Raw genomic sequence first — 15,312 nt, 5'->3', positions numbered from 1 at the left:
GTTATCCAGTGGTGGCACAGGTACGCCGGCGATGACAACCTCGTCTTTTCTTATGGTTAAATCACCAGTGCCGGGGCATTTTGCGCAACAAAACGCCAGCGTGCAACTTTATTGACACGTTATGACAATTCGATGGCGCGAACAGCTTTTATCAATAATAGCTACGCAAACGGTTTCGTCGGCGGCGCGGATTCTCTATAATGGCGCGCGTTTTCCCCTGTTGCGCCCAATGAAGCGCTGAAGTCAGTTGCTTCGAAGACGAGAGAACTTTGATTATGGAAATACTGCGTGGTTCGCCCGCTTTGTCGGCTTTTCGCATTACCAAACTGCTGTCCCGCTGCCAGGACGCTCAACTTCCGGTCAGTGATATCTACGCCGAGTACGTCCACTTTGCCGATGTTAGCGCACCGCTAAGTGCCGAAGAACATGCCAAGCTTCAGCGCCTGCTCAGGTATGGCCCCTCTCTCGCCGAACACGCCCCCGCAGGCCGCCTGCTGTTGGTGACGCCGCGTCCGGGCACCATTTCCCCCTGGTCTTCCAAAGCCAGCGACATCGCTCACAACTGCGGCCTGAAGCAGGTGGTGCGGCTGGAGCGCGGCCTGGCGTTTTACGTCAAGGCGCCGGCGCTGACCGAATCCCAGTGGCAACAGTTGGCCGCCTTGCTGCATGATCGCATGATGGAAACCGTCTTCAGCGAGCTGCAGCAGGCTGAGCAGCTGTTCGCGCATCACCAACCGGCGCCGTATCAGGCGGTGGACGTGCTGGGTGAAGGGCGCAGCGCGTTGGAACAGGCTAACGTCAGGCTCGGCCTGGCGTTGGCGCAGGACGAAATCGACTATCTGCTGAACGCCTTTACCGGGCTGGGGCGCAACCCGACGGATATCGAACTTTATATGTTCGCGCAGGCCAACTCCGAGCACTGCCGCCACAAGATTTTCAACGCCGATTGGATCATCGACGGCGAACAGCAGCCGAAGTCGCTGTTCAAAATGATCAAGAATACCTTCGAGCAGACGCCGGACTACGTGCTGTCGGCTTATAAGGACAACGCCGCGGTGATGGAAGGCTCGCAGGTCGGCCGCTTCTTCGCCGCGCCGGGCAACGGCAAATATGATTACCATCAGGAAGACGCGCATATCCTGATGAAGGTGGAAACCCATAACCACCCGACGGCGATCTCCCCATGGCCGGGCGCCGCGACCGGCTCCGGCGGCGAGATCCGCGACGAAGGCGCCACCGGCCGCGGCGCCAAGCCGAAGGCCGGTCTGGTGGGCTTCTCGGTGTCCAACCTGCGCATTCCCGGCTTTGAACAGCCGTGGGAGCAGGATTTCGGCAAGCCGGATCGCATCGTCACCGCGCTGGACATCATGACCGAGGGCCCATTGGGCGGCGCGGCGTTCAACAACGAATTCGGTCGCCCGGCGCTGGTCGGCTATTTCCGTACCTATGAAGAGCAGGTCAACAGCCACAACGGCGTTGAACTGCGCGGCTATCATAAGCCCATCATGCTGGCTGGCGGCATCGGCAACATCCGCGCCGACCACGTGCAGAAAGGGGAAATCACCGTCGGCGCCAAGCTGGTGGTGCTGGGCGGCCCGGCAATGAATATCGGCCTGGGCGGCGGCGCGGCGTCTTCGATGGCTTCCGGCCAGTCCGACGCCGATCTGGACTTCGCTTCGGTACAGCGCGACAACCCGGAAATGGAGCGTCGCTGCCAGGAAGTGATCGACCGCTGCTGGCAGCTGGGCGAGCAAAACCCGATCCTGTTCATTCACGACGTCGGCGCCGGCGGTTTGTCCAACGCCATGCCTGAGCTGGTGAGCGACGGCGGCCGCGGCGGGCGTTTCGAACTGCGCGACATCCTCAACGACGAGCCGGGCATGAGCCCGCTGGAAGTGTGGTGCAACGAATCGCAGGAACGCTACGTGATGGCGATTGCCCCGGCGCAGATGGCGCAGTTTGACGAGATCTGCCGCCGCGAGCGCGCACCTTATGCGGTGATCGGTGAAGCCACCGAAGAACGGCATTTGACGCTGAACGACCGCCACTTCGACAATCAGCCGATCGACATGCCGCTGGACGTGCTGCTGGGCAAAACGCCGAAAATGACGCGCGACGTCACCAGCCTGCAGGCCCAGGGCCAGCCGGTGCAGCGTGCGGGCATCACCCTGGCCGACGCGGTGAAACGCGTGCTGCATCTGCCGGCGGTTGCGGAAAAAACCTTCCTGATCACCATCGGCGACCGTAGCGTAACCGGCATGGTGGCGCGCGATCAGATGGTCGGCCCATGGCAAATCCCGGTGGCCGATTGCGCGGTGACCACCGCCAGCCTGGACAGCTACTACGGTGAAGCGATGTCGATCGGCGAGCGCGCGCCGGTGGCGCTGCTGGACTTCGCCGCTTCCGGCCGCCTGGCGGTAGGGGAAGCCCTGACCAACCTGGCCGCCACCGAAATCGGCGAGCTGAAGCGCGTGAAGCTTTCCGCCAACTGGATGGCCGCTGCCGGCCACCCGGGCGAAGACGCCGGCCTGTACGCGGCGGTGAAAGCGGTGGGCGAAGAACTCTGCCCGGCGCTGGGCATCACCATCCCGGTGGGTAAAGACTCGATGTCGATGAAAACCCGTTGGCAGGAAGGCAACGAACAGCGCGAAATGACCTCGCCGCTGTCGCTGGTGATCACCGCCTTCGCCCGTGTGGAGGACGTGCGCCACACCGTGACGCCGCAGCTGCGCACCGACAAGGGCGATACCGCGCTGCTGTTGATCGATCTGGGCAACAGCCACAACGCATTGGGCGCCACCGCGCTGGCGCAGGTTTACCGTCAGCTGGGCGACAAGCCGGCCGACGTGCGCAACGTCGAACAGCTGGCGGGCTTCTTCAACGCCATGCAGCAGCTGGTGGCGGATCGCGCGCTGCTGGCCTACCACGACCGCTCCGACGGCGGCCTGTTGGTCACGCTGGCGGAGATGGCGTTTGCCGGCCACTGCGGCGTCAACGTTGATATCCGCGGCCTGGGCGACGATGCGCTGGCGGCGCTGTTCAATGAAGAGCTGGGCGCGGTGATTCAGGTTACCGCCGACCAGCTCGAGAGGGTGCGGCAAGTGTTCGCCCAGCATGGTCTGAGCGACAACGTGCATCACATCGGCAGCGCGCAGGCCGGCGATCGCTTCGTGATTAGCCAGAACGGCAAGGCGCTGTACGGCGAGAGCCGCAATACGCTGCGCACCTGGTGGGCGGAAACCACCTGGCAGATGCAACGCCTGCGCGACAACCCAGAGTGCGCCGATCAGGAGCATAAGGCCAAGCAGGATGAGCAAGATCCGGGCCTGAACGTGAAGCTGAGCTTCGCGCCGCAGGAAGACATCGCCGCGCCTTATATCGCCACGGGCGTCCGTCCGAAAGTGGCGGTGCTGCGCGAACAGGGGGTGAACTCCCACGTCGAGATGGCGGCGGCGTTCCACCGCGCCGGTTTTGACGCGGTAGACGTGCACATGAGCGATCTGCTGGAAGGGCGACGCGACCTGCAGGGCTTCCAGACGCTGGTGGCCTGCGGCGGCTTCTCCTACGGCGACGTGTTGGGCGCCGGTGAAGGCTGGGCGAAATCGATCCTGTTCAACGATCGGGTGCGCGACGAGTTCGCGTCCTTCTTCCATCGCCCGCAAACCCTGGCGTTGGGCGTGTGCAACGGTTGCCAGATGATGTCCAACCTGCGCGAGCTGATCCCGGGTGCCGAACACTGGCCGCGCTTCGTGCGCAACCTGTCGGACCGTTTTGAAGCGCGCTTCAGCCTGGTGGAAGTCGCGGCCAGCCCGTCGCTGTTCATGCAGGGTATGGCCGGTTCACGCATGCCGATCGCCGTTTCCCACGGGGAAGGCCACGTCGAAGTGCGCGACGCGGCGCATTTGGCGGCGTTGGAAAGCAACGGCCTGGTGGCGCTGCGTTTCGTCAACCATGCCGGCCAGGTTACGGAAAGCTATCCGGCCAACCCGAACGGTTCGCCGAACGGCATCACCGCCGTCACCAGCGCCAGTGGCCGCGCGACGGTCATGATGCCGCACCCGGAGCGCGTGTTCCGCACCGTCAGCAACTCCTGGCACCCGGAGGAGTGGGGCGAAGACAGCCCATGGATGCGCATGTTCCGCAACGCCCGCAAGCAACTGGGCTAAGCGGCCAGGCAGGGCTGTGACTTCTGAGGGCGCAAGAAATGAACTGCACCCCAGAAGTTGGACGGTGTAAATTCACGCAGCCTTCGAGGCCTGAGTTCGGTACTCCACCGGACTCAGGCCTTTCAGTTTCTGCCTGATACGATGAGAGTTGTAGTAATCAATGTAAATGTCTATCTCTTGCGCCAGGTGTTCCACACTCTCAAAACGCTGCAAGTAATACAGCTCCGCTTTCAGATGTCCGAAGAAGTTCTCCATCACGGCATTGTCCAGGCAATTTCCCTTGCGAGACATGCTCTGCTTTATCCCGTTAACCCGCAACGCATGCTGATAAGCCGCCATCTGATAGTGCCAACCCTGGTCACTGTGCAACAGCAACTGCTCACCCGGCTTCATCCTGCTTACCGCCTTGTCCAACATCCTTTTAACCAGCCTAAACTCTGCCCGGCGAGCCACTTCATAAGCGATGATTTCACCGTTGTACAAGTCGAGCACCGGTGATAAATACAGCTTATCCTCACCAACCCGGAACTCCGTTACATCCGTTACCCACTTTTGATTGGGGCATTGAGCGGTAAAATTACGCTGCAGGAGATTGGGTGCCAACTTGCCTGTATTCCCCTTGTATGAGCGGTACTTTTTACGGCGAACCGGTGACTTCAGCTGCAGCGCTGTCATCAGTTTTTGCACGGTTTTATGATTTAAACCGTACCCTTCCTTTCGCATTACGCAGGTTATGCGACGATAGCCGTAACGGCCTTTATGGACGTTAAAGACTTCGGCTATTCGTTGTTTAGCCTCACGGTATTTATCCGGCACTCGACCGACTTTACAGCAATAATAGTACGTGCTGCGCGCCAGCCCACCGGCATGCAACAGCCTGTCTAAACGGTGCTCTTGCCTTAATGCCGTGACTATTTTTGCCCTTTCCGCCGTGCCCGGGCATCGTTTTCCTGCATCAAGGCTCTCAGCTTTTTTATGTAGTCATTCTGAGCGCGTAAAAACTCGATTTCCTCCCGCATCTCTTCGGGGGTCAACTCATCTGGCGACTTATCCGCATGGGGTGTTTTGGGATGCTGATACATTCGGCGACCACGCTGGTTCCGGTTGAGGGCTTCGGCCCCATTCTCCTGATAGAGCTTAACCCAGTGTTCCAGCGTCGTGTATGAGGGGATATCAAATTGTGCGGCAACGTCCGCTAAAGAAAAAGGATTGGAGAGGGCAAACTCGACGACAGAGAGCTTAAATTCGGGTGTGTAATGTCGTTGCCGTCCGGGTTGCAGCCCTGGCTCACCATGATGTTGATAGGCCGCAATCCAGCGACGTAGCTGGACATGGGCGACAGAGAATTTTCTCGCGGTCTGCCTTTGGCTGCCGTGTCCGGTAAGATAGTACCGGACTACGTCGAGTTTGAACGGGAGTGAATATTTCATAAAAACTGCACCTCCAAATGTCAGATGACCTGTCCAACATTTGGGGTGCAGTTCAAAATTGCGCCCTTTTTATTGCGTGTCAGTCGGCTGTCTGCATTTTGCGACAGCGGTCATTTTGCCTGTCTCCAAAAGGAGACATTTAATTAATTGATTTTATTGTGTATTTTATTGGTTTGTTTTTGTTGTCGGGATTTGGCGACAGGGTGCGGTTTTTTTCAACGCATTAGCCCGTTCGTTTTTTGACTTATTTTGCTTTTTTGTTTTAATTTATAATTAAAATCATATAGTTATTATTTTAATTGCAAAGTTGGCACGCTAAGTGCATTATTATCCGCAGTTGCTCATTCAACTTTTTATGATGGCCCCGTATTTAGACGGATCAGTCGCCTCATAAGCCTCCGAATGATGCCAAAGAAATGGTGCCTATCGTCCAACCAAACCGATAACAGTTCGCGCAAGCGACTTTATCAAGCATCGGGCGACACGTGGAGTGAGGCACCGCCTGTATCCAACTGTGATGAAGGGTTCATCAATCCCGGATACTTACGGATGCTATTCGTCCTGTTCGATGCCAGCCTTGCGCTACATCACCCTGGGGACGAGATTCAAGGGCATCCACACTTTCTTGCGGTGGGGCGGTTGTGCCCCAGCGTCAATTCTCAAAGCTGCGCTTATCTTGTGTTTATCCATGTTTCGTTATCGATGCAAGCGAACGCCAATATCATTTAAAAACGTCGCCTCAGCGCGCAGCCTCAGGTTTTGCATGCATCGCCATGCAGCCCCTTTTACGACAGCACCGAGCTTCGGCCGGTGCTTTTTTTTGTCTTTTTTCCACCGGCCAGCGGCCGCCGCCCGGATAATCCACCTGCGGGCTTTTTTCTTACCGGCGAGTCAGTTAGCATCGTGACAGACAAGAGAAGATGAGATGATTTCGTTGAAAAAATGGCGTTTATTCCCTCGCTCGCTGCGGCAGCTGGTGCTGATGGCGTTTCTGCTGGTATTGCTGCCGTTGCTGGTGCTGGCGTATCAGGCCTATCAAAGCCTGGATCACCTAAGCTCCCAGGCGGCGGACATCAACCGCACTACGCTGGTGGATGCGCGGCGCAGCGAGGCGATGACCAGCGTGGCGCTGGAGATGGAGCGCAGCTATCGTCAATATTGCGTGCTGGTTGACCCGACCCTGGAGCGGCTGTACCAGAATCAGCGCAAGCAATATTCGCAGATGCTCGATGCCCACGCGCCGATATTACCGGATGAACGCTATTATCAGACGCTGCGCGATCTGCTGACCCAACTGGCGGCGATCAAATGCCAAAGCAGCGGGCCGGATAAAGATGCCTCGGCGCTCCTCGAGTCCTTCTCCCGTTCCAACGCCGAAATGGTGCAGGCCACGCGCGCCGTGGTGTTCTCCCGCGGGCAGCAGTTGCAGCAGGCCATCGCCGAACGCGGTCAGTTCTTTGGCTGGCAGGCGCTGCTGCTGTTCCTGCTCAGCGTACTGCTGGTGGTGCTGTTCACCCGCATGATTATCGGCCCGGTAAAGGCGGTGGAGCGAATGATCAACCGGCTGGGGGAGGGGCGAGCGCTGGGCGATACTGCCTCGTTCAAGGGGCCGCGCGAGCTGCGTTCGCTGGCGCAGCGCATTATCTGGCTGAGCGAACGGCTGGCATGGCTGGAATCGCAGCGCCATGAGTTTTTGCGCCATATTTCGCACGAGCTGAAGACGCCGCTGGCCAGCATGCGTGAAGGCACCGAATTGCTGGCCGACGAGGTGGCGGGGCCGCTCACCTCCGATCAAAAAGAGGTGGTGACCATTCTCGATCACAGCAGCCGCCACCTGCAGCAGCTGATCGAACAACTGTTGGATTATAACCGCAAGCTGGCCGATGGCCCTGCGGAACATGAGAACGTTGAGCTGCGGGAAATGGTTGAAATGGTGGTCGCCGCACACAGTTTACCGGCGCGGGCAAAAATGATCGGCACCGAAATCGCGCTGGATGCGGAAATCTGCTGGGCAGAGCCTACGCTATTAATGCGCGTGCTGGATAATCTCTACTCCAATGCGGTGCACTACGGCAAGGAATCCGGTAACATTTGGATCCGCAGCCGTCAGGTTGGGCAGCGGGTGCAGATCGATGTCGCCAACAGCGGCACGCCGATCCCCGAAGCCGAAAGAACCATGATTTTTGAGCCTTTTTTCCAAGGTAGTCACCAGCGAAAAGGGGCGGTAAAAGGAAGTGGGCTAGGGCTGAGCATTGCCCAGGACTGTATCCGCCGCATGCGCGGTGAACTGCAGCTGGTCACGGTCGCCGGTGCAGACGTCTGCTTCCGCATTGAATTGCCATTAACCGCCGAGAATGAATAAATAATGTACACATGGTCTAAACGCCTTCGTCTAACACAGACCGAACGTTCACCGCGTGCCACGCAGAGAGCGCCACTCGGCAAGCGCCCAATCGCCTTTTTGGGCACCGTTTTCTTTATGCCGTTTCTGCTGGCGGGCTGCGTCGATCGCGCCGTCAGCGGCGGCCTGAACCAGCAGCAACAGGAAGCGATCCCGGACACCAAGGTGGTGGACTACCGCATTGCGGCCTGCGATACCCTGTGGCAGCTGGATGAAAAAGACGCGCTGGATAATTCACTGTACTGGCTGCGCGCCATGGACTGCGCCGATCGCATCGGTTCAACCCAGGCGCGCGCGCTGGCGAAAACCCTGCCGGGCGACAGCTGGTCCGGCATTTTCAAACAAAGCATTCTGCTGGGCAGCGCCGAGCCGACCTCGGGCGAACGCCGCCAGATTGTCGATCGCCTGAACAGCTACCGCATGGCGTTCCCGAGTTCGCTGCGGCCGCTGCTGCAGCTGTGGCGCCAGCAGCAGGTGCTGCAGATTACGCTGTTCGACGAAAAGGCGCGTTACCAGCGCCTGCAGGAAAGCGCCGACGGCCAGATCGATACCCTGCGCCAGGGGCAGGTCCGGCTGCAGGCCCAGCTGCAGGACACCTCGCGCAAGCTGGAGAATCTGACCGATATCGAGCGCCAACTTTCGTCGCGTAAGCAGCTGCAGGGGGAAATCCCTGAGGGGAGCTCGGCGCAGCCAAAGGGCGACGCCGCAGGTAAGAATGCTGCGCCCGCCAGAGCCGCAGAGCCGGAAGCCGAAACGGAGAAGGGCACGGCCCTGCCGGTGGATCCGGAGGACACCTACGTGCCGCCCGCTTCCAACAAGGAGTCTCACGCGCGATGACAGTACGCAAACCGGCCAATTTGCTATTGGTTGACGACGATCCCAGCCTGCTCAAGCTGCTGGGCATGCGCCTGACCAGCGAAGGTTTTCACGTGACCACCGCCGAAAGCGGCCAGGAAGCGCTGCGCCTGCTGGCGCGCGAACAGATTGATTTGGTGATTAGCGATCTGCGAATGGACGAGATGGACGGCATGGCGCTGTTTGCCGAGATCCAGAAGCATCAGCCGGGCATGCCGGTGATCATTCTCACCGCCCACGGTTCCATTCCGGACGCGGTGGCCGCTACCCAGCAAGGGGTATTCAGCTTCCTGACCAAGCCGGTGGATCGCGATGCGCTGTATAAAGCCATCGACGAAGCGCTGTCGCTGTCGGCGCCGGCTGGCGACGACGGCTGGCGGGAAGATATCGTCACCCGCAGCCCGCTGATGCTGCGCCTGCTGGAGCAGGCGAAAATGGTGGCGCAGTCCGACGTCAGCGTGCTGATCAACGGCCAGAGCGGCACCGGCAAAGAGGTGTTGGCGCAGGCCATCCACGGTGCCAGCCCGCGCGCCAAGAAAGCGTTTATCGCCATCAACTGCGGCGCCTTGCCGGAGCAGCTGTTGGAGTCTGAGCTGTTTGGCCATGCCAAGGGCGCCTTTACCGGCGCGGTCAGCAGCCGCGAAGGCCTGTTTCAGGCGGCGGCGGGCGGCACGCTGTTTCTCGACGAGATCGGCGACATGCCGCTGTCGCTGCAGGTGAAGCTATTGCGGGTGCTGCAGGAGCGCAAGGTGCGCCCGCTGGGCAGTAATCGCGATCTGGACATCGACGTGCGCATTATCTCCGCCACCCACCGCGATCTGCCGAAGGCGATGGCGAAGAACGAATTCCGCGAAGACCTTTACTACCGGCTGAACGTGGTCAACCTGAAGATCCCGGCGCTGAACGAACGCGCCGAAGATATTCCGTTGCTGGCCAATCACCTGCTGCGCGAGTCCGCCCTGCGCCACAAGCCGTTTGTGCGCAGCTTCTCCTCCGACGCCATGAAGCGCCTGATGACCGCCAGCTGGCCGGGCAACGTGCGCCAACTGGTGAACGTGATCGAACAGTGCGTGGCATTGACCTCCGCGCCGGTGATAGGCGAAGCGCTGGTGGAGCAGGCACTGGAAGGGGAAAACACCGCGCTGCCGACCTTCGTCGAGGCGCGCAACCAGTTTGAATTGCACTATCTGCGCAAGCTGCTGCAGATCACCAAGGGTAACGTGACCCAGGCCGCGCGCATGGCGGGCCGCAACCGTACGGAATTCTACAAATTGCTGTCGCGCCATGAACTGGATGCCAACGATTTTAAAGAATGATGTTTTCTTGCCGACGTCTGCGCAGGCAGGCGTCTCAACAAAACGGGCGGAATGATTTACACTCCGTGCACTTTGTTGCGGCATGACCAACCGTAGATAACTATGGAACGTATTAAGCGGGATCCTAAACAATGAGCAGATCACTTTCCATCGCCCTGGCCCAGTTGAACCTGCTGGTCGGCGACATTGAAGGCAACACCGAACGCATGTTGCAAACCGTGCAAGAGCAGCAGAAGGCGGGAGCCGATCTGGTCATGTTCACCGAGCTGGCGCTGTCCGGCTATCCGCCGGAAGACCTGTTGTATCGCAACGACTTCTACCAGCGCTGCGACGTGCAGCTGCAGCGTCTGCAGCAGGCCTCCGCCGAGGTGGCGATCCTGGTCGGCCATCCGTGGCGCGAAGGCGACAAGCTGTATAACGCGCTGTCGCTGTTCGCCGAAGGCCGCTTGCTGACCCGTTACTTCAAGCAACAGCTGCCGAACTACGGCGTGTTCGATGAAAAACGCTATTTCCACGCCGGCGGCGAAACCTGCGTGGTGGATCTGAAAGGCTACCGCCTGGGCCTGTTGATCTGCGAAGACCTGTGGTTCCCGGAACCTATCGACGCCGCGAAAGCCGCCGGCGCCGAACTGATCCTGTCGATCAACGCCTCGCCGTATAACCGCGAGAAGCCGTATATCCGCAAAACGCTGATGGCCGGCCACTGCCAGCGCACCCACCTGCCGCTGGTGTATCTCAACCAGATCGGCGGGCAGGACGAGCTGATTTTCGACGGTTGCTCCAAGGTGTTCGACGCGGCGGGCAACATGACGCATCGCCTGGCCGCCTTTGCCGAGCAGGTGACCCTGCTCGAGTTCAACGAGCTGGAGGTGGTGCCGATGGCCACGCCGGCCGCCGAGCTGCCGCAGTTGGCGCAGATCTATGAAGCCCTGGTGCTGGCGGTGCGCGACTATGTGACTAAAAACGGCTTCAAGGGCGCGGTGCTGGGCCTGTCCGGCGGCATCGACTCGGCGCTGACGCTGGCGATCGCCGTTGACGCCCTGGGTAAAGACAAGGTGCAGGCGCTGATGATGCCGTTCCGTTACACCGCGGACATCAGCATCGCCGACGCCAAAGAAGAAGCCGAAATTCTCGGCGTGGAATTCGACATCGTATCCATCGAGCCGATGTTCGACGCCTTTATGGGCCAGCTGACGCCAATGTTCGCCGGCACCGAACGCGACACGACGGAAGAAAACCTGCAGGCGCGCTGCCGTGGGGTGGTGTTGATGGCGCTGTCGAACAAACGCCGCAGCATCGTGCTGACCACCGGCAACAAAAGCGAGATGGCCGTGGGCTACGCCACGCTGTATGGTGATATGGCCGGCGGCTTCGACGTGCTGAAAGACGTGCCGAAAACGCTGGTGTTCAAGCTGTCCGAATACCGCAATACCGTCTCTTACGTGATCCCGCAGCGGGTGATCGATCGTCCGCCGTCCGCCGAGCTGGCGCCGGATCAGCTCGATCAGGACAGCCTGCCGCCGTACGATATTCTGGACGCGATCCTCGAAGGCTACGTCGAGCGCGACAAATCGATCGCCGATCTGGTGGCCGAAGGCTTCGACGAAGCCATCGTCCGCAAGGTGATCCGCCTGGTGGATATCAATGAATACAAGCGGCGTCAGGCCGCCGTCGGGCCGCGCATCACCGCCCGCAACTTCGGCAAAGACCGCCGCTACCCAATCACATCCGGTTTTGGCCGCAAAAATTGGTAAAGGAAAGAAGATGAAAAAGATCGACGCTATTATCAAACCGTTCAAACTGGATGACGTCCGCGAAGCCTTGGCTGAAGTCGGCATCACCGGTATGACGGTGACCGAAGTGAAAGGCTTCGGCCGCCAGAAAGGCCATACCGAGCTGTATCGCGGCGCCGAATACATGGTCGATTTTTTGCCTAAGGTAAAAATCGAGATCGTGGTGGCCGACGATATCGTCGACACCTGCGTGGAAACCATCATGCAGACGGCCCAGACCGGCAAGATCGGCGACGGCAAAATCTTCGTCTTCGACGTGGCGCGCGTGGTGCGTATCAGGACCGGCGAGCAGGACGAAGAAGCGATTTAATGCGATCGTCTACCGAGCACCGCCGGCTTGCGCTTGGGCAGTGCTCGGCCTCCTCGCGTACTGCGTGTACGCTCCGGGGCACTGCGCGGCTGCCCGCACTCAATCTGGCTGGCGCTCGCTACGCCCTTGACTCCCGAGTATGCGATCGTCTACCGAGCACCGCCGGCTTGCGCTTGGGCGGTGCTCGGCTTCTTGCCCCCCGCTAAAAACCTCCCAACGCGTTATCTCTCAGTCATTTCCGCCATCGGCATTCTAAAAAAGCGAAGGCTATCGCGTTTTTGATAGTTTTTTCGATCGCTTTTCTCACGGGATCTACACTCAACTCAACGATCTTGATTAAGGCGATCCCCAATGAATTTCCAGTTGCGGCCAGGTGGCCAGGGCGTGCATCCCCAGGCGCTTACTCAGGTAAGCGGCTGTAAGCGCACGCAGACAACAACCCAGCGGTTTGAAAGGCGGTGGGGATGATGACGCTGCGCCAGATCCGCCACTTTATCGCCGTGGCGGAAACCGGCTCGATTTCCGCCGGCGCCCAGGCGGTGTTCGTCTCCCAGTCTTCGTTGACGTTGGCTATCCAGCAGCTGGAAACCGAAATCGGCGTGCGGCTGTTCGATCGCCACGCCAAGGGAATGAACCTGACCCACCAGGGGCATCAGTTTCTGCGCCAGTCCTATCTGATCCTGGCGACGGTGGACAACGCCAAGCGCAGCCTGCAGATCGGCACCGAGAGCCTGACCGGCAGGCTGACCATCGGCGTCACCAGCCTGGTGGCCGGCTACTTTCTGGTGGAACTGCTGACGCGCTTTAAGTCGGCCTATCCCAACGTCACCATCCAGGTGGTGGAAGACGAACGCCCTTACATCGAGCACCTGCTGGTCAGCGGCGAGATAGACATCGGCGTGCTGATCCTGTCGAACATCGAGGACCGCGACGCACTACAGACCGAGGTGCTGATGCACTCGCCGTATCGCCTGTGGCTGCCGCCGCTGCACCCGCTGCTGGAAAACGAAAGCATCAGCCTGGCGGACGTTGCCAAACAGCCTCTTATTCAGCTCAACGCCGACGAAATGGACGTTCACGCCCGGCGTATCTGGGCGCGCGCCGGGCTGAAGCCGGAGATCGCCATGAAAACCGCTTCGACCGAGGCGGTGCGCAGCCTGGTGGCGGCGGGCATGGGGGTTTCCATCCAGCCGGACATGGCGTACCGCGCCTGGTCGCTGGAGGGCAATATGATCGAAGCGCGCAAGCTGGTGGATCTGCTGGAGCCGTTGGATATCGGGCTGGCGTGGCGCCGCGGCAGCGCGCGGCCGGAGTTGGTGACGCCGTTCCTCACCATCGCGCGGGAAAACGGCACCATGCACGCCGCCGGCCTCAAGCATTCGATTTAATCGAACGCGGCCTTCGGTATTTAGAATTTGTTGCCTGCCAGAGGCTCGCTTAGTCTGATTGATAATAACCTATTCACATTTGGTTAACGTTCTTGTCACTCAGAGGCGATACGCGATGGCAGATGTGCAGTTCCTCTCAGGCTTGTCCTGTCAGCAATTCATCAACGGTCAATCGGTCGAAGGCGAGGGCCAGCAAGAGTGCATCGTTAATCCTGCCAACGGCGAAACGCTGGTTTCCATTAGCGAAGCCTCCTCGGTGCAGGTCGGCAATGCGGTAAAAGCCGCGCAACAGGCGTTTGGCCACTGGTCGCGCACCACCCCGGCCTACCGCGCCGCCATTTTGCTGCGCATCGCCGACGCCATCGAACGCCAGGCGGTGCAGCTGGCCCAGTTGGAAGCGCTGAACTGCGGCAAGCCGCTGCATCAGGCGCTCAATGACGATCTGCCGGCCGCGATCGACGTGTTTCGCTTTTTCGCCGGCGCGGTGCGTACCCAGCAGGGGCAGCTGGCCGGGGAATATGTCGAAGGGCATACCTCGATGATCCGCCGCGATCCGGTCGGGGTGGTGGCCTCGATCGCCCCCTGGAACTACCCGCTGATGATGGCGGCCTGGAAGATAGCCCCGGCGCTGGCGGCGGGCAACACCGTGGTGTTCAAGCCATCCGAACATACGCCGCTGACCATTCTGGCGCTGGTGCCGGCGCTGCAGGACATTCTGCCGCCGGGGGTGCTGAACATCGTCTACGGCGGCGGAGAGGGCGTCGGCAGCCAACTGGTCGGCCACCCGCTGGTGCGGCTGGTGTCGGTGACCGGCGATATCGTCACCGGCCAGAAAATCCTGCAGGCGGCGGCCAAAAGCGTCAAGCGCACCCATCTGGAACTCGGCGGCAAGGCGCCGGTGATCGTCTGTGACGACGCCGATCTGGACGAGGTGGTCAACAGCGTTCGCACCTACGGCTATTACAACGCCGGCCAGGACTGTACCGCCGCCTGTCGCATCTACGCGCAGGCCGGTATTTACCCCAGGCTGGTCGAGGCGCTGGGCGAGGCGGTGGCCAGCCTGCGCTTCGCCCGCAAGCGCGATCAGGACAACGAGATCGGCCCATTAATCAGCGCCAGGCAGCGCGATCGCGTCGCCAGCTTCGTCGAACGCGCGCTCAGCCAGCCGCATATCGAATTGATCACCGGCGCCGCCGCGCACTCCGGGCCGGGGTTCTATTACCAACCGACCCTGCTGGCCGGCTGTCTGCAAAGCGACGAAATAGTCCAGCGCGAGGTGTTTGGCCCGGTGGTCAGCGTCACCCGCTTCGAGCAGTTGGAGCAGGCGGTCGCCTGGGCCAACGATTCCGAATACGGCCTGGCCTCGTCGGTGTGGACGCAGAATATCGACCGGGCGCTGCACATCGCCGCTCACTTGCAATATGGCAGCACCTGGATCAACACCCATTTCACGTTGGCGAGCGAAATGCCGCACGGGGGCCTCAAGCGCTCCGGCTACGGCAAGGATCTGTCCAGCGATTCTTTGCAGGACTACAGCGTAGTCAGGCACGTCATGGCGAAGTTCAAAGCCAGTTTTTAGCGGTTCCATAAAGCAAAAATCAGCGCGGCAGCCGTTCCCTGCCGCACACAGACACGCAACACAGGGGTAATTAC

9 protein-coding genes are annotated in these 15,312 nt (G+C 60.1%); 8 read left to right on the top strand and 1 reads right to left on the bottom strand.

What is annotated here, in order from left to right; all coding sequences use genetic code 11:
• The first annotated feature begins 272 nt into the window (after nt 1-272).
• Nucleotides 273-4,166, top strand: a complete 3,894-nt coding sequence (gene purL / locus KHA73_RS18315; protein WP_234591331.1) for a phosphoribosylformylglycinamidine synthase — start codon at nt 273-275, stop codon at nt 4,164-4,166.
• Nucleotides 4,167-4,238: 72 nt separating this feature from the next.
• Here purL and KHA73_RS18310 read toward each other — a convergent pair.
• Nucleotides 4,239-5,596, bottom strand: a protein-coding gene (locus tag KHA73_RS18310) for an IS3 family transposase (protein ID WP_234585830.1) whose coding sequence is annotated in 2 segments (ribosomal slippage) — nt 4,239-5,119 and nt 5,119-5,596 — 1,359 coding nt in all. Because the reading frame shifts where the segments join, the coding sequence is not laid out codon by codon here.
• Nucleotides 5,597-6,521: 925 nt separating this feature from the next.
• On the opposite strand from KHA73_RS18310, the gene KHA73_RS18305 reads away from it, so the two are divergent.
• From KHA73_RS18305 to KHA73_RS18275, 7 genes are all read left to right on the top strand, one after another.
• Complete coding sequence (locus tag KHA73_RS18305; RefSeq protein WP_234585829.1) at nt 6,522-7,958, top strand: sensor histidine kinase; 1,437 nt, start codon at nt 6,522-6,524, stop codon at nt 7,956-7,958.
• A 3-nt stretch (nt 7,959-7,961) separates the two neighbouring features.
• Nucleotides 7,962-8,834: a two-component system QseEF-associated lipoprotein QseG gene (gene qseG, locus KHA73_RS18300; protein WP_380740190.1), complete on the top strand. Its 873-nt coding sequence runs from the start codon at nt 7,962-7,964 to the stop codon at nt 8,832-8,834.
• Nucleotides 8,831-10,168, top strand: coding sequence for a two-component system response regulator GlrR (glrR, locus tag KHA73_RS18295; protein WP_380740193.1), 1,338 nt, complete (start codon nt 8,831-8,833; stop codon nt 10,166-10,168). Before qseG ends, glrR begins: the two co-directional genes overlap by 4 nt.
• A 131-nt stretch (nt 10,169-10,299) precedes the next feature.
• Entirely contained in the window at nt 10,300-11,922 is a 1,623-nt protein-coding gene (locus KHA73_RS18290; protein ID WP_234585828.1) for an NAD+ synthase, read from the top strand.
• A gap of 10 nt (nt 11,923-11,932) precedes the next feature.
• Entirely contained in the window at nt 11,933-12,271 is a 339-nt protein-coding gene (gene glnB, locus KHA73_RS18285) for a nitrogen regulatory protein P-II (RefSeq protein WP_004847623.1), read from the top strand.
• A 464-nt stretch (nt 12,272-12,735) separates the two neighbouring features.
• A complete protein-coding gene (locus KHA73_RS18280; protein ID WP_234585827.1) occupies nt 12,736-13,659 on the top strand; it encodes a LysR substrate-binding domain-containing protein in 924 nt (307 codons plus the stop codon).
• A gap of 115 nt (nt 13,660-13,774) precedes the next feature.
• Nucleotides 13,775-15,238, top strand: a complete 1,464-nt coding sequence (locus tag KHA73_RS18275) for a gamma-aminobutyraldehyde dehydrogenase (protein WP_234585826.1) — start codon at nt 13,775-13,777, stop codon at nt 15,236-15,238.
• Nucleotides 15,239-15,312: the final 74 nt, after the last annotated feature.

This window comes from Serratia entomophila, assembly GCF_021462285.1.
Taxonomy (GTDB): domain Bacteria; phylum Pseudomonadota; class Gammaproteobacteria; order Enterobacterales; family Enterobacteriaceae; genus Serratia; species Serratia entomophila.
Note: the sequence above shows the minus strand (reverse complement) of the source record. Positions and strands in the feature narration are given on the sequence as shown.

Bases quoted from the DNA above. Each gene is read 5' to 3' on its own strand.
- KHA73_RS18305 (WP_234585829.1), top strand. From the start codon at position 6,522: ATGATTTCGTTGAAAAAATGGCGTTTATTCCCTCGCTCGCTGCGGCAG.
- qseG (WP_380740190.1), top strand. From the start codon at position 7,962: ATGTACACATGGTCTAAACGCCTTCGTCTAACACAGACCGAACGTTCA.
- glrR (WP_380740193.1), top strand. From the start codon at position 8,831: ATGACAGTACGCAAACCGGCCAATTTGCTATTGGTTGACGACGATCCC.
- KHA73_RS18290 (WP_234585828.1), top strand. From the start codon at position 10,300: ATGAGCAGATCACTTTCCATCGCCCTGGCCCAGTTGAACCTGCTGGTC.
- glnB (WP_004847623.1), top strand. From the start codon at position 11,933: ATGAAAAAGATCGACGCTATTATCAAACCGTTCAAACTGGATGACGTC.
- KHA73_RS18280 (WP_234585827.1), top strand. From the start codon at position 12,736: ATGATGACGCTGCGCCAGATCCGCCACTTTATCGCCGTGGCGGAAACC.
- KHA73_RS18275 (WP_234585826.1), top strand. From the start codon at position 13,775: ATGGCAGATGTGCAGTTCCTCTCAGGCTTGTCCTGTCAGCAATTCATC.